Raw genomic sequence first — 15,854 nt, 5'->3', positions numbered from 1 at the left:
ATGATTTGCACGCTTTTTTCCTGCTCGGCATCGAGGACTCGCTGCGCTCCGTGTCGGCGGCCTCGCTTGCCCGGTTTGATCGCATCTATGCCTCCTCGCAGATACTTCTGCCAGATCGTACTGGCATGAGAGGCAGAGATACCGACCAATTCGGCGGTTTCTTTGGTGGACAAACCACGTTTGCGCAAGCGGACAACCTGCTTGCGCAACTCATACTGAGTCTGCTGATTATGTGTTCGGGCATCTATCTTTTCCATGCCCAGAATTATACTCGAAAGTGCATCATTAAGGTATAAAAATATTAACTATTTACACACCGCGGCAATAAGGTCGATCACCTTGGGCGACACCGTCTGCCGGCGAGCAAAAGCCAATAATTGTCCGGTCAGATTGGCCGAGCGCTGCGCCGCTTTCTCAATCTCCCGCAGCGCAGGATACAACGGCTGGTGTTCATCAACCTGATCGAGAATCATCTCCGTATAACCGAGAATGACCCCGAGCATATTGTTGAAATCGTGGGCCACCCCGCCGGCCAACCGGCCTACCGATTCCATCTTCTGGGCGTGCAGCAGTTGTTTTTCCAGGGCAACCCGCTCACTGATGTCACGAATATTGCCGATAATTTTTTCGGGTCGTCCCCGGGAATCGCGCTGAATTTTTGCCGAAACCGAACAGATGACGATAGCCCCGTCACGGTTTTTCAGGGTGATCTGATACTCCGCAACGCTGCCGTCTTTCTGAAGGTCCGCGAGAAATCGCTCGTGCTCGGTCGGATCGGCGTAAAAGTCGAACAGAGATCTGCCGATCAGTTCCTCCCGGTGATATTGCCCTTTTGAAATTTCCCGTATCGACGGACTGATATCGACAATGCGGCCATCCATGGTTACCGAATAAACGGCATCCTGGACGTTCTCAAACATCGTGCGATAGTTCTCTTCACTCGTCTTGAGTGCATCCTCGACCTTACACCTCTCGGTAATATCGCTGCAAAGAACGGCAAACTGACCCTTGTCCGGCGAAAAAGCCCAGACATCGAAATATCGGCCGACTTCTCGTGAATAATTCTGGTATGACATCGGCGTGCCGGTCAACGCCACCGTTCCGTAGGCCTCTATCCAGTAGTGCTCGGTCTCGGGCATGACCTCGCTGACCGTTCGGCCGATCAGGTTTTCGGCCCGGGTTCCTGTCAACTGTTCAAAAGCCGGATTCACCTCTATATAGCGATAATCGACGGGGCGGCCGTCCCGGTCGTATATCATCTCGTGCAGGGCGAAGCCCACCGTCAGGTTTTCAAAGAGCAGGCGGTACTTTCTCTCCGACTGCTGCAACCGGTGCTCCGCAACTTTTTTCTTGCTCACATCGGAAAAGGAGATAATGACCGCATACGGGGTTGAGGCCCCGGTGGCAAAGAGCGGCCGGGTATTGACCTCGATCCAGGTCGCCTCCTGACCAGCCCTGACAATCCCCATGACAAGGCCGCTACACGGCTCACCGGTTCGCAGGGTATGCAGCGAAGGATGGTTCTCGGGTGGGAAAGGCGTTCCGTCCTCATGGATGGTATGCCAATCGCGGCCCACCGCCGGCCGACCGACAACCTCCTCGGAACCGAGGCCGAATATCGCGGCAGCCGTCCGATTCCACAACAGGATCCGCTCCGACGCGTCCTGGAGAATTACCCCTTCCCCGATGCTCTCGATCAATTCCTCCAAGCGCTCCTCGCTTTCCCGCAACGAGTTGTGCGAGCGCATCAGCCACTGCCGCGAAAGCCAGATGACCACCATCCCGACCATGCCGATCAAGGCATGGGACACCGCGAGGAAGGTTTTTTGCCGCTGCTCGATCTCGAGATACGGCGTAAACGGAACCGAAACGCTGATGCCGCCGCGGATATCGCCTTTCCGATATCCCTGCTCGGCGTGGCATTTCAGGCAGCCGCTCTCGGTTATCATCGGTCGCATGAACCGCACCACATGTTCGCCGTCGACCACTTCCAGTGAGCTGACCTCTTTGACCCCGGCGGTAAAGGACTGCAACGCTCCGGTTTCCCAGGCATCGGCAGCATTTGCCGGCCGCAGGGGCGTCAGACTGGTGATATGCCCCTTGATCCCGTAGGATTCCTGTCCCAGTTCATGTACCTGACGGGTCATGTAGGCGGGATTGACCAGTGTCAAACGATCGCCGTCGGCCGTGACCACATCTCGTTTCGGAATCCCCGACAAATAGGGGTTGGGTGGGGTATTATCGGAAACCGGCACGTACACGCCGCCATGCATGGTCGCCCAACGCCGATACACCAGATCCTTGGCAAAACTCGCCCGCGCCTCGACAACCGCCAGGGAAAAAGAGGTATTCCGCACATGCTGCCAGGCAAAGGACAGGGAAACCAGGATCAGACTTACCCACAACAGGCCGATGAGGAAAAATATGGCGTCCGGTCGGTGCAGCCAGCCGGCACGTCGGCCTCCGGAGTGGAGGAAAGCGTCGACTGACGGTTGGGCAACAGGCTTGTGCATCGAACTCACCAGATTGTACATTAGGATATCGAACCACCAGACATCCGGACGATTTACACGCTCAGTATACCGCAGAGTCGCATAGAAAGGAAATGACCAGGCAAAAAGCGACCAGCCGTCGCTGCATAATCGTTCGGCAGAGCGCGGCAGGCGGTGCGACAGCGATCAGAAATAACTGCTGCCGTCCCAGCAATGGGTGCAGAGCTGCTCCCGGGGCAGGCCGATGGCGGCAACTAGATCGTCGAGGCGCTGGTAGATCAGCGAACTCAAATGCAGCTGCTCCCGAATGTGTTCTATCATCTCGAGGTTTTTGGCCGACCCGGCCCGCGCGTAGTCGTCAAGGTTTCTGTCTTCCGCTCCTTCCAGCTTCTTGATGATCTTGCGCCCTGCCAGGTCAAGAGTCGAGCGGGAAGAGGAGAAATTGAGGAACTCGCAGGGAAAGATCAACGTCGGGCAGGCCAGTCGCATGTGCACCTGGCAGGCGCCGCAATCGAAGAGGACCTGGACATTCTCGCGGAGCTGGGTGCCGCGCACGATCGAGTCGTCGCAAAACAGCAGGCGGCGCCCCTCGATCAACCGGCGCACCGGGATCAGTTTCATCCGCGCGACTAGATCGCGCATCTCCTGGTTCTGCGGCATGAAGCTGCGCGGCCAGGTCGGGGTATATTTGACGAACGGGCGCCGGTAGGGCAGCTTGCGCTCACCGGCATACCCGAGGGCATGGCCGATCCCCGAATCCGGGATGCCGGCGACAAAATCGGCCTGGACATCATCGCGACGAGCCAGCGCGGCACCGCAGCGGTAGCGCACCTCCTCGACGTTGATGCCCTCATATTCCGAGGCCGGATACCCGTAATAGACCCAGAGAAAGGAACAGATCTGCATGCGTGGTCCCGGAGCGCACCGCTGCTCATAACCGTCGGCGGTCAACCGCAGGATCTCACCGGGTCCCAGGAAATAATCGACACCAAACCCCAGATTGGGAAACGCAGAGGACTCCGACGTCACCGCGAAGGCGCCCGGCCGTCGACCCACCACCAACGGCGTCCGTCCGAGCCGATCGCGGGCCGCATAGATACCCTTCTCGGTCAGCAATATTAGTGAACACGAGCCCCGGATGGCCTCCTGGGCGGCCTCGATACCGGCCTCGAAACTGTCCTGCTGGCAGATCAGTTTGGCCACCATTTCAGTCGGGTTGGCGATGCCATCCGAGGTCCCCGAGAAATTTCCTTTGCGGGCGAAGGCCTGATCGACAAGTTCGTCCAGATTGTTGATTCGACCGACGGTAACGATGCCGAAGGTTCCCAGATGGGAGCCGATGATCAGAGGCTGCGGATCGGTATCGCTGATCACCCCGATGCCTTGTCGGCCATGGAAGCTGGCCAGTTCCGCTTCGAACTTCGTCCGGAAATAACTGTTTTCGATATTGTGGATGGCACGGTGGAAAACGTGCGCGTTGCGCACCGCCATGCCGCCGCGTTTGGTCCCGAGGTGGGAATGATAGTCGGTGCCGTAATATAAATCCGCCACGCAATCCGTCTGCGAGACGATGCCAAAAAGACCACCCATAGTGCCCCCTAGAGTGATGAACCTTTATCTACGAAAATCATATACCCGGGCTGACCGGTCCGTCCGACCATGACGCCGATTTTAATCCTCCGTTGTACCCGCCAGGCTGTGGCATCAGCCCGTTGCCGCCTTGCTTGTTGCCTTGCGGCCGCGCGTTTCAGTCCTGCTGCGGAGCACGACGCAACTCCCGATGATAGCTCTGCAGGGGATACACCCTGGCCTCTCCTTCACGAATGGCCGCAATTCCCTTGGCCGCGGCAATGGCCGCCGCGGTGGTGGTAATGTAGGGGATTTTATATCTGATCGCCGTCTTGCGAATATTCGAGCTGTCCGCTGCGCCTTTCCTGCCGCTCGGGGTGTTGATCAAGAGCTGTATCTGGCCGCTTTTCATCGCATCCACCAGGTTCGGCCGCGCCAGCCCCAGCTTGGAGACGACAGTGGTCTCGATGCCTTTGCCGCGCAGAAAGCGATGAGTGCCTTCGGTGGCCACCAGCGTGAATCCCAGTTCACGAAAGCGCCGCGCCGGTTCCAGGGCCGCTTCCTTGTCACGATCGGCGATGGTGAACAGCACCGTTCCCTGCAGCGGCAGGCCCGCCTGCGCGCCATCCTGGGCCTTGAAGAAGGCCCGGCCGAACGAGCGCCCGAGGCCGAGCACCTCCCCGGTGGAACGCATCTCCGGTCCGAGCAGCGGATCGACCTCGGGGAACATGTTGAATGGAAAGACCGCCTCTTTCACCCCGAAATAGGGGATCTGCATATCGTGCAGGTCAAGGTCCCCGATGCTCTTGCCGAGGATGACCTGGGTAGCGAGACGGGCCATGGACAGACCGCACACCTTGGAGACGATGGGTACGGTGCGCGAGGCCCGCGGGTTGGCCTCCAGCACGTAGACGGTATTGTCCTGGATGGCGTACTGGATGTTCATCAGCCCTTTCACACCCAGTTCGATGGCGATGCGCCTGGTGTACTCGCGTATCGTGTCGATATGTTTGGGCGCAATGCTGATCGGCGGAATGACGCAGGCCGAATCGCCGGAATGGACGCCGGCCAGCTCGATATGCTCCATGACCGCCGGTACGAAGGCATCGACGCCGTCGGCAATGGCGTCAGCCTCGACCTCGATGGCGTTGTCGAGGAACCTATCGATTAACACCGGCCGCTCCGGCGTCACCTCCTCCACGGCCACGGTGAGATAGCGCTGCAGCATTTGGTCGTCATGGACGATCTCCATGCCGCGCCCGCCGAGAACGTAGGAAGGCCGCACCATCAGCGGATAACCGATGTTGGCGGCAATCTGCAGTGCCTCACCGGCGCTGGCCGCCATGCCCGACTCCGGCTGCGGGATGCCGAGACGACGCATGATTTGGTTGAAGTGGTCGCGATCTTCGGCCAGATCGATGGTCTGCGGCGAGGTGCCGAGAATCTTCACGCCCGCTTCGGCCAGTTCCCGGGCAAGGTTGAGCGGCGTCTGCCCGCCGAACTGAACGATCACGCCCTCCGGCTGCTCCTTCTCGTAGATACTGAGCACGTCCTCCAGGGTCAACGGCTCGAAGTAGAGCTTATCCGAGGTATCGTAATCAGTAGAGACCGTTTCCGGATTGCAGTTGACCATGATCGACTCGAAACCCGCCTCGCGAATGGCCATCGCCGCGTGGACACAGCAATAATCGAACTCGATACCCTGGCCGATGCGGTTCGGCCCGCCGCCGAGCACCATGATCTTGGGCCTCTCGCTCACCTTCACCTGGTCTGCTTCGTGATAGGTCGAGTAATAGTAGGCCGCATCGGCGACACCGCTGACCGGCACCGGCTGCCAGCCCTGCACGACGCCCAGACGCGTCCGCTGCTCACGAATGCTGCTCTCTGCAACACCGAGCAACATGGCCAGATAGCGGTCGGCAAAACCGTCCAACTTGGCCTGGCGCAGGAGTTCATCCGGCAATTCGGCACCCCGGCACTCGCGAATCTGCTCCTCCAGCATCACCAATTCACGCATCTGCTCGATAAACCAGGGTTTGATATGCGTCAATTCGTGCAATCGCTCGATGGTGGCTCCCTTGCGCAGTGCCTCATACATCAGGAATTGCCGCTCGCTGGTGGCCACGCTGAGGCGCTCGAGCAAGGTTGCCAGCGGGAGCTTGTTGAAGTCCTTGGCAAAACCGATTCCATAGCGATTGATTTCCAGGCTGCGAATCGCCTTGTGCAGGGCCTCTTTGTAGGTCCTGCCGATACTCATCGCCTCCCCGACGGCGCGCATCTGGGTGCCAAGCCGATCCTCGATTCCGGGAAATTTCTCAAACGCCCAGCGGGCGAACTTGACGACCACATAGTCGCCCGACGGCGTGTAGCGTTCCAGGCTGCCGTCGCGCCAATAGGGCATTTCATCCATGGTCAGGCCGCCGGCCAGCAGGGTGGAAACCCGGGCGATCGGCAAACCGGTGGCCTTTGAGGCCAGCGCCGAAGAGCGCGACGTACGCGGGTTGATCTCGATGACCACCAGCCGCCCGCTGTGCGGGTCGTGGGCGAACTGGACATTGGTGCCGCCGATTACCTCGATCGCTTCAACGATCGCGTAGGCGGCGTCCTGCAGCCGTTTCTGCAAGGCCTGGTCGATGGTCAGCATCGGCGCGGTGCAAAAACTGTCACCGGTATGCACGCCCATGGCATCGACATTTTCGATGAAACAGACGGTGATCATCTGGTTTTTCGCGTCGCGCACCACTTCCAGTTCCAACTCTTCCCAGCCCAGTACCGACTCCTCGACCAGTACCTGGTTGATCAGACTGGCCTTCAGGCCGCGCGGTACGATGGTACGCAATTCTTCGAGATTGAAGACCAGGCCACCGCCGGTGCCGCCCATCGTGTAGGCCGGCCGAATGACTACCGGATAGCCAAGTTCGACGGCCACCTGTTCCGCCGCTTCCAATGTTGTCACGGCGGTGCTGCGCGGCATCTCGATCCCGAGCCGATCCATGGTCTGCTTGAAGGCGGTACGGTCCTCGCCGCGTTCGATAGCCTCGATATTGACGCCAATTACCGTGACGTTGTATTTATCAAGAATTCCGGCACGATACAGCTCCGAGGAGAGGTTGAGACCCGATTGCCCGCCCAGGTTGGGCAGGAGCGCATCCGGCCGCTCCGCGGCGATGATCTTCTCCAGCGTCCTGACGTTCAGTGGTTCGATATAGGTCGCATCGGCCGTTCCCGGGTCGGTCATGATCGTTGCCGGGTTGGAGTTGACCAGCACCACTTCGTAGCCCAAAGAGCGCAGAGCCTTGCACGCCTGGGTGCCGGAGTAGTCGAATTCGCAGGCCTGCCCGATAACGATCGGGCCGGAACCGATGATCAGAACTTTATGGATGTCATCTCGTTTGGGCATAGCTGCTCCGTCACGTTGAAAATGATGCCGGTCAACCGGCTCCTCAAGCCAATTTTGCGAGCGGTTATTGTAACAGCGTTGAGCCACCTGGTCCATGAACTTTATCCACCAAGTAAAGCCACGCTAAACTGGTGGTCCCGGACCCCAAACCGTCGTACCGTCATTCGGCCGTAACTACTGGGAACCTTGAAAAATTGTCATTTCGCCCAATCTCATCGTTGCGCAATCAAATTTTATCCTCGGAATATCATATCTATGCCTGCGGTAAAATTTTCTTGCACGCCTCGATCTTGAACAAAATTCCGAATTTTTCAAGCTCCCCTACGGTGTGGTGCGTAAGAACTACCCATGGCAGTGATCCCTCTGCTCACTTTCTTTGCACCTGCCGTCCCGGCGTTGGTGGCGATGGACATCCGGCCCCGGCGGCAATCGTCACGGAATTCCTACCACTACTGATCTTTTCAGGATCAACCCGTTGATAGCATTTATCGGCACAACGCTTGCACAAAGGAAGAGAAAGACCTGCCGTTCGACCGCCCTCACGTTTACAGTTGTGACCGGTACCGGGAAGGTGTAATCATTTTCTTCAGGAGGAACTGTCATGGCCCTGGTTGAAGCCCGCGATCTGCACAAAAGCTATCAAGACGGCACCACCGTCGTGCATGCGGTCGACGGGGTCAGTTTTGCCATCGAGCCGGGCTCTCTCGTTTCCTTTGTCGGTCCGTCCGGCAGCGGCAAGAGTACCTTGCTCAATATGATCGGCTGTCTCGACCGGCCGTCAAGCGGCAGCCTGACCGTCGCCGGCCAGGACGTCAGCAGGCTGACGCCGCGGGAGTCGGCCCGCTTTCGCGGCCAGCATATCGGTTTTATCTTTCAAGACTTCAACCTGATCCCGATACTGACGGTCTACGAAAATATCGAATATCCACTGCTGATGGTACAGAACTGGGCGCCGGAACGGCGGCGCCGGCAGGTGGAAACGGTCCTGGCAGCGGTGGGCATGGCCGATCAGGGACACAAGTATCCGCAGCAGATTTCCGGCGGCCAGAAACAGCGAGTCGCCGTCGCCCGGGCCCTGGTGTCCCAGGCGCAGCTGGTGCTGGCCGACGAACCGACCGCCAACCTGGACAAGGCCACGGCCCTGCAGATCATCGCCCTGATGAAACGGATGCGCGATGACTTCGGGACCACCTTTATCTTTTCGACCCACGACCCGAAAATCGTCGGTACCGCCGAAATCATTTTGACCCTGGAAGACGGCCGGCTGGTATCTGCCGAAGGGCATGGAGGGACGCCATGAAGAAGATCCTGACCATCGCCTTTCGCAACCTGCGCCGCTACCGACGCCGCACCCTGCTCACCGCCTCCCTGGTCATGCTCGGCGTGCTGTCGGTCTTGCTGTTCACCTCGGTAACCGGCTCATTCAAACAAATGATGATCGGCCAGATCACCGATGCGATGCTCGGCCACATCCAAATACACCAGAAAGGATTCCTGGCCGCCATCGACACGCTGCCGCTCAACCGCAACCTCAAGGATACCCAGGTCGACAAGGTTCGCGCCGTGCTGGATAACAGTGATGCGGTCGCCGCCTACTCGACGCGGCTCAAATTCGGAGCCATGTTCAGCACCTTCGCCGAAACCACCAACATCCGGCTCAACGGGGTCGATCCCGATCGGGAACTTCAGACCGTGCCGTTGTTGGGTGATCGGATCAGCGGCAGAGACAAACCCGGCTTACTGGCAAAAGGCGAGATCCTGGTGCCGAAACTGCTGGCAACCGGGATGAAAGTCGGCGTCGGGGATACCGTCGTGCTGGTCGCCACCAACAAGGACGGTTCGGTCAACGGCCAGAATTTCGTCATCGGCGGCATCGTCGAAGCCTTGAGTGGCCCCGGCGGCCGCGACGGCTACATCCACATAGAAGATGCCCGGTCATTGCTGCGCATCGAGACCGACGAGGTCAGTGAAGTGGCCGTCCGCCTCAGCGATATCGGACTCCTGAAGAATACGACCGCAACCCTTGCAAAAGAGCTCGCCACACTACGCGGCAAAGAAGACAAACCACTCTTTGAAATCCACAGCTGGCAGGAGCTGACCCCGTTTTTCAACATCGTCAAGATGATCGACGTGATGACCTTTTTCATCAAGATCATGCTCGTGGCCATCGTGCTGGTCAGCATCATGAACGTGATGGTCATGGCGGTGTATGAACGGATCAACGAAATCGGCACCATTGCCGCGATCGGCACCGGACCGGGCAAGATCATGGCCTTGTTTCTCAGCGAGGGACTGCTGCTCGGCATCATCGGCGCCGCGCTCGGCATTGTCGTCTTCCTGGCGGCGGTTGCCGTGCTCAACGTGGTGCCGATCAGCTTTGATTTCGGCCAGCAAAAGGGATTGCTGCTCGAACCGGCGATCAGTTTTGCCGAAATCGTCTCGATCAGCCTGATCGTCGTCGCCATTTCCGTGCTCGGTAGCCTACAACCGGCCTGGAAAGCGGCGACCATGGACCCGATAACCGCACTTCGTCACGTTTAGGAGGTTTGTATGAAACCCCTGTTTTCTCTTCTACTCGGTTTACTGGTGGTGCTGACCGGTACTGCTGCCGGGGCGCTGGACGGCAATGCACTGCTGCTCCAGGTGGATCGCAAGATGAACCCGGAATCCTACGAGATGTATCGGAAATTGATCAATGTCGAGCCGGACGGCAGCAGCAAGGAGTTCGTTCTCTACACGGCCAAGAAAGGTCAGGACAAAATGGTCGCCCTGTTTCTCTCGCCCGCCAGCGAACAGGGACGTGCGACACTGCGGCTCGGGGACAACATGTGGCTCTATATCCCCAACGTCGGCAAACCGATCCGGATCACCAGCCTGCAATCGGTGATCGGCGGCGTCTTCAACAACTCGGATATCCTGCGCCTTGATTACTCCACCGAATATTCGGTCAGCAAGGCCGAGGAAACGGCGGACCGGTACCTGCTCCAGCTCAAGGCCAAGACCCCAACCGTCGCCTACGACACACTGAAAATGGAGGTCGACCGGGAGACCCTGCTGCCGCTGACCATCGAGGCCTACGCCGCCAGCGGCATGCTGATCAAGACCCTGCGCTACAGCGATATCGACGATTTCGGCGACGGCCTGCTGCGGCCGGCCCGGCTGGAAACGGACAGCCCACTCTACCGGGGATACAAATCGGTGATGCTCTTCGCCAAGATCCACAAGCGAGACTTTGCCGATGAGGTGTTCACCCTCAACTACCTGCCGAAGGTCGATGAACTCCGTTGATCCGGCGCCGCTACCTCTTCACCTGCTATCCATCCTGCTGCTCGGCACCGGCCTGGCCCTGTTGACCGGACCGGCCGCGGCCGCCGATACCTTCAGCTTCGATGTCGAGGAGTTTTCCAGGAAGCCTTATGATTTCAACGGTTACGCCGAGTTAAAAGCGGAACACGAAGCGATCGACGAGAGCGGCGCCCTGGGGCGCATAGACGGCTCGGAGCCACTCGACTCGACCAGGCAGCGGGCGACCGGGACGGTGCAGTTCAGCGGCACCTATCGATGGTCTCAAGCTTCTTTCAATTGGCTGCTGACGGCGGCGGGACAGCAAGCCAGCGACGGCTGGCACGACACGGCGGACGTCTATGAAGCCTTCTTCGACGTCACCCCGGCAACCAATACAACGGCAACCATCGGCAAAACATCGTACAATTGGGGAACCGGCTACGCCTGGAATCCGGTCGGATTCATCAACCGGCCCAAGGACCCGGGGGATCCGGAAGAAAGCCGGGAGGGCTACCTGACCATGGCCGCCGAAACGATCAAGAGTTTTGACGGTGCCCTGCGCAATGTGGCGGTTACCGGAGTCCTGTTGCCGGTCCTGTCGGGGGTGAACGAGGACTTCGGCGCGGCCGACCAGCTCGATCTGGCAGTCAAAGTATACCTGCTCCTGCTCGACACCGACATCGATCTCGTCGCGCTGATCGGCGATGATCAAACGAGTCGTTTCGGCATCGACTTCTCGCGCAACCTGACGACCAATTTCGAGGTGCACGGTGAAATCGCCTATCGCCACGAAACGACGAAAGTGGTACTCTCGCCTGACGGCAGCGTCGTTCGGCGCAGCGAATCGGCATCTTCCTGGCTGCTCGGCCTGCGTCACCTGAGCACCTTCGAGCTGACCACGATCATCGAATATTACCATAACGGCGGCGGCTACAGTGACGAAGAGCTGAGCCGTTTCTACCGCCTGGTCGACACCGCCCCGCAACAGGCCCGCTCGCTTGCCCGAAGCGGGTATGGACGGCCGTTTGCCGGCAGGGATTATCTCTACGCCCGCTTTTCCGTCAAAGAGCCCTTCGACCTGCTCTACCTGACACCGGCGCTGACGACCATCGTCAACATCGCCGACGGCAGTTTCTCACTGGCTCCCGAACTCATGTACACCGGCTTTACCAATTGGGAGCTGCGCCTCCGCGTCACCCTGCTGGCCGGCGAAGCGGGAACGGAATACGGCGAGAAAGCAAACGATGCGAGGGCGGAACTGCGGCTGCGTTATTATTTCTGACCTCTCTCGCAACCGTAGTATCGCCGTGGCCGGCGATGATGCTTATTCTTTCGGGAGACTCCTACGTTTTTCCTTGAAGGTAATGCGGTCTCAATGATAGTGCTGAGGGTTGAACCACGTATACCAAGTAAACCGCGAGAACCGGATTCCAGACCCGTACCGGCCCTATGACGCCCGAACAGCCAAACCAACCGATTTCCCTCCAGCCGCTGACGGCGCTGCGCCCCGCCGGCAACGCCGGCGGCTGCACCACCGGCGATGATGCGCCGTGTTGAGGCCCCAAACAACAACCCCGGTCCGGGGTTCATGAACGACCGGGATACCGGCTCGATCCGTTCGTCGTCGATTTTCTCGAAACGGCCGCCGGCCCCGTGCCGCAAGTGGCCACGAGACCCGATCGCCACGACCGGCTTGGCGCCTTTCTGACCCGGCTGGGTCCGATCAGGAATCATTACAAGGTGGTTCCCGGCCTGTACGCGGTTGGCACACCTACCGCCGAAGCGCCGGTGCTGGTGACGGGTAACTACAAGCTCTCTTTTGATGCGCTGCGTTTTTCCCTGACGGGTATCGACGCCTGGATCCTGGTTGTCGATACCCGCGGGGTCAACGTCTGGTGCGCCGCCGGCAAGGGAACTTTTTCCACCGCGGAAATCGTTCACAGCGTTAAGCACACCCGACTGGCGGACTTCATCAGCCACCGCCGGTTGATCGTGCCGCAGCTCGGGGCAACCGGCGTCTCCGCCTCCGAGGTCAAGAAAGGGTGCGGCTTTTCCGTCATCTATGGGCCGATCAAGGCCGACGACCTGCCGGCCTTCCTGAAACAGGGCGAGTCCGCCGGGGAAGCGATGCGAACCGTAACTTTTCCCCTGAAAGAGCGGCTCGTTCTCATCCCGGTGGAGTTGTATCTGCAGCTCAAGCAGCTGGCCTTGATCATGGTCATCGGTTTCGTCATCTCCGGGGTGTCACCGGAGATCTTCTCGCTGTCGGCAGCCTGGCGACGCGGGCTGCTGCTGTTCGCCGCCACGGTCATCGGCATGGTCTGCGGCTCGGCCCTGGTTCCGGCCCTGCTGCCCTGGCTGCCCGGCCGGCAATTCTGGATCAAGGGCCTATGGCCCAGCCTCCTCGCCGGTACGGCTCTTTTGCTGAGCACGGCCGTGCCGCCGGCGCCTGTTGACCAGATCGCACTTCTGCTCTGGATCGTCGCCGTCAGTTCTTTCCAGGCCATGAACTTTACCGGCTGCACGCCCTATACTTCACCGTCGGGAGTCGAGTTCGAAATGCGACGGGGCGTTCCGCTGCAGATCCTGCTCGCTGTCGCCGCAACACTGCTCTGGCTCGCCTCGCCGTTTCTCAATACGTGAGATGATGAGATGAAAGATTATCGCTACATTCCCGACACCGCAACCCTGCGCCTGGACACAGAAACATGCATCGGCTGCGGCCTCTGTCAAACGGTCTGTCCGCACCGGATCTTTGTTGTTGCCGACAAAAAAGCGCGAATAGAAGACCGCGATGCTTGTATGGAGTGCGGGGCCTGCGCCAGGAACTGCCCGGTCGAGGCAATCACCGTTACCCCCGGCGTCGGCTGCGCCGTCGAAATCATTGCCCGCTGGGTCAACGGTATTACCGGCCGCACCGTCATGAAAGGCTGCTGCTGATGCGCTGCACCAGTAGCAGTCTTTCAATTCAACAGCCTAATGTTCACTGAGTGACTGCACGCCCTGATACTTGGCGTAGAGATCGTGCAACCGGCGGCGCATGTTGCGCAGGGTTCGCGAATAATCTTGCGATACCCAGCGCGGCTCGCTGATCGAATACAGATCCTTGGCCAACTCATCGAGGGAAAACTCGATGGCCCGGCACCACTCTCCAGTGCAGATCTCATCAATTTCACGAGACTCCTCAAATTCCTTCTCGATCCTGTCCAGGCAAACGGTGAGATTTTTCATGTAATCACGGTGCGATAACTGAAAAGAATCAACCATATCTTTTTGCATTTTCATCGTAAGCCTCCGAAATGCAGTAGGAAAAGAATGAAAAATCCCCCTATCTCCAAAACCGACCACATCTTCTCTTCACGCAACAAGAATATAACCATTCCACTTTCTACCACAACGTGGCACTAATCATACTGTTCGGACAACCTGGCTCGTCCCGTCCTGCAGGGTTTTTATATGAAAATCGGCGGGACAGGTTTTAACCTGTCCCCCGCTCACTTTCAATCGCAACGCCGGCTGCGAAAAAATGAACGAGCCTTGTTTTTTAATGCAAATGATGCAACAATCCCGGGAAACGTTTTGTCCCCCCGGCCCGATTGATGCGGGATGAGAACAGCCACAGGAGGCATCATGCCGTTTCCCGAACAACCCGTCCTGCAAAATCGTTGGCAGCTGCGCCGCCACGACGGCGCAGCATATCTCGTCTATTATGGATTACGCAACCCACCCAGGCACACCCGATCGGTCATTGAACTGGCACCGGAGATCGCCGACTCCATTGGTGCACTCGACGGATCGCAACCGGGAACCGAGCCGGCCGCGGAACGAGCGGCACATCCGCAATTCGGCGAGCTGATCCGTAACGGCGTCATCGTCGACCGAGGGCACCTACGACCTGATGCTACCCCTGATGACCGGCGACAATGCATCCGCTGCGTGACCGACAACTACCTGCTGCCCGGTCTGGAGTTCGACGAGAACGGTCTCTGCGCCTTCTGCCAGTGCTATGCGCAAGCCGAGGCCACGGGCCAGTCCGCTGGTCCCCGCGAGAGCATTACGGACGAAGAATTGCAGCGTATCGCCGCCGACAACACCGACTCCCGTTTCGACGTCATGGTCTTGTGCACAGGCGGCAAGGACTCTACCTTTCTGCTCTGGTATCTGGCCAAGAAACTGAAGCTGCGGGTCCTGGCCGCTTCGTGGAACATGCCCTATACCAACGAGACCTGCCGGGACAACCTGCACCGATCGATCCGGCTTTTGCCCGATGTCGAATTCGTGGAACGAACCCTGCCCTGGAATCTGGTCCGCCAGGCCATGCACGATCAGTTTGCCGGCATCGGTCTACCCTGCCTCTGCCCCATGGCCGCCCATGCCCTGTTCTACCCCGTGGCCTTCCAGGAAAAAATCCCGCTCATTATGCATGGTGTGGAAGAGGTTCAACTGGCGATCATGAGCTACGTGATGTCCGAGCTCAAGACCGGTGGTTCAACGCAGCGGAGTGTTCCGGACTATCGCGCCGGCACCCTCGGGTTCCTGCAGACGATCACCGCAGCTCCAGTTCCAACTCACCCTTTCGCAATAAACGCCGACATGGTCCGCTACATGGGTTCGATCAGGGAGGTACTGGCACCGATCTACGGCCCCCTGGAAGAAATCATCGGTCAGGCAGAGCGGGAGCCGTCCCTGCCCATTCCGCACCTGCGCCGCCTGCAGACCAATACCAGCTACGGCTCGTGGGCCGAGGTCGCGGCGCTCATCAAGAAGGAGATGCAGTGGCAGATGCCGCCCGGACAAAAGGGCTTGCTCCATACCAGTTGCCGCATTGAAAAAGTCAAAGACTACTGTCAGTTCAAACGGTTCCAGGCCATGCGCAGCACGTCTTTTCCGCAGTCGGTAGTGGAATTGGGCGCCGGGGTCTATTTTGGGCTGATTTCCCGCGAGGCAGCCCTGGAGGAATTACAGGAACTCGGCTACCATCGGGAACCCGAGGTCCTTACCCCGCTGCTCGCCGACCTGGGTATCGATGATGCCCAGGCGGTATCACTCGGGGAAGTCCCCTGGTCGCTCGGCCGCTGCCGGGCATGTTCATGAGAGGAGCACTCTGA

Annotated in this window: 12 protein-coding genes; 7 read left to right on the top strand and 5 right to left on the bottom strand. The window is 59.0% G+C overall.

Going from position 1 to position 15,854, the window contains the following annotated elements:
* The 4 genes from BUC26_RS19745 to carB form a co-directional block, all read right to left on the bottom strand.
* Positions 1 to 257, bottom strand: a 257-nt coding sequence (locus tag BUC26_RS19745; RefSeq protein WP_143166093.1) for a helix-turn-helix domain-containing protein, incomplete at its 3' end; no start/stop codon positions are given.
* Between the two features lie 48 nt (positions 258 to 305).
* Complete coding sequence (locus BUC26_RS23935; protein WP_143166092.1) at positions 306 to 2,513, bottom strand: PAS domain S-box protein; 2,208 nt, start codon at positions 2,511 to 2,513, stop codon at positions 306 to 308.
* Between the two features lie 165 nt (positions 2,514 to 2,678).
* On the bottom strand, positions 2,679 to 4,082 hold the full coding sequence (locus tag BUC26_RS19735; RefSeq protein WP_073378903.1) for an amidophosphoribosyltransferase: 1,404 nt from the start codon (positions 4,080 to 4,082) through the stop codon (positions 2,679 to 2,681).
* A 157-nt stretch (positions 4,083 to 4,239) separates the two neighbouring features.
* A complete protein-coding gene (gene carB / locus BUC26_RS19730; protein ID WP_073378901.1) occupies positions 4,240 to 7,461 on the bottom strand; it encodes a carbamoyl-phosphate synthase large subunit in 3,222 nt (1,073 codons plus the stop codon).
* 601 nt (positions 7,462 to 8,062) lie between these two features.
* Here carB and BUC26_RS19725 point away from each other — a divergent pair.
* From BUC26_RS19725 to hgcB, 6 genes are all read left to right on the top strand, one after another.
* The gene (locus tag BUC26_RS19725) at positions 8,063 to 8,761 is read left to right on the top strand and encodes an ABC transporter ATP-binding protein (RefSeq protein WP_073378899.1); all 699 of its coding nucleotides are present in this window, start codon (positions 8,063 to 8,065) and stop codon (positions 8,759 to 8,761) included.
* Positions 8,758 to 10,002 carry an ABC transporter permease gene (locus BUC26_RS19720; RefSeq protein WP_073378898.1) on the top strand — a complete coding sequence of 415 codons (1,245 nt, stop codon included), beginning with the start codon at positions 8,758 to 8,760 and terminating at the stop codon, positions 10,000 to 10,002. Before BUC26_RS19725 ends, BUC26_RS19720 begins: the two co-directional genes overlap by 4 nt.
* A 9-nt stretch (positions 10,003 to 10,011) precedes the next feature.
* Positions 10,012 to 10,749, top strand: a complete 738-nt coding sequence (locus tag BUC26_RS19715; protein WP_073378897.1) for an outer membrane lipoprotein-sorting protein — start codon at positions 10,012 to 10,014, stop codon at positions 10,747 to 10,749.
* Positions 10,736 to 12,028, top strand: a complete 1,293-nt coding sequence (locus BUC26_RS19710; protein ID WP_073378896.1) for a hypothetical protein — start codon at positions 10,736 to 10,738, stop codon at positions 12,026 to 12,028. Before BUC26_RS19715 ends, BUC26_RS19710 begins: the two co-directional genes overlap by 14 nt.
* Before the next feature lie 167 nt (positions 12,029 to 12,195).
* Positions 12,196 to 13,389 (top strand): mercury methylation corrinoid protein HgcA, encoded by a 1,194-nt coding sequence (gene hgcA / locus BUC26_RS19705; protein WP_334314425.1) that lies wholly within the window; start codon positions 12,196 to 12,198, stop codon positions 13,387 to 13,389.
* 9 nt (positions 13,390 to 13,398) lie between these two features.
* The gene (hgcB, locus tag BUC26_RS19700; protein ID WP_073378894.1) at positions 13,399 to 13,686 is read left to right on the top strand and encodes a mercury methylation ferredoxin HgcB; all 288 of its coding nucleotides are present in this window, start codon (positions 13,399 to 13,401) and stop codon (positions 13,684 to 13,686) included.
* Positions 13,687 to 13,722: 36 nt separating this feature from the next.
* On the opposite strand, the gene BUC26_RS19695 is transcribed toward hgcB, so the two are convergent.
* A complete protein-coding gene (locus tag BUC26_RS19695) occupies positions 13,723 to 14,031 on the bottom strand; it encodes a hypothetical protein (protein WP_073378893.1) in 309 nt (102 codons plus the stop codon).
* A 345-nt stretch (positions 14,032 to 14,376) separates the two neighbouring features.
* Between BUC26_RS19695 and BUC26_RS19690 the strand changes: the two genes are divergently transcribed.
* The gene (locus tag BUC26_RS19690; RefSeq protein ID WP_073378892.1) at positions 14,377 to 15,840 is read left to right on the top strand and encodes an adenine nucleotide alpha hydrolase family protein; all 1,464 of its coding nucleotides are present in this window, start codon (positions 14,377 to 14,379) and stop codon (positions 15,838 to 15,840) included.
* Positions 15,841 to 15,854 lie beyond the last annotated feature (14 nt).

The organism is Desulfofustis glycolicus DSM 9705, from assembly GCF_900130015.1.
Taxonomy (GTDB): Bacteria; Desulfobacterota; Desulfobulbia; order Desulfobulbales; family Desulfocapsaceae; genus Desulfofustis; species Desulfofustis glycolicus.
This window is presented reverse-complemented; position numbering and strand designations above follow the sequence as displayed.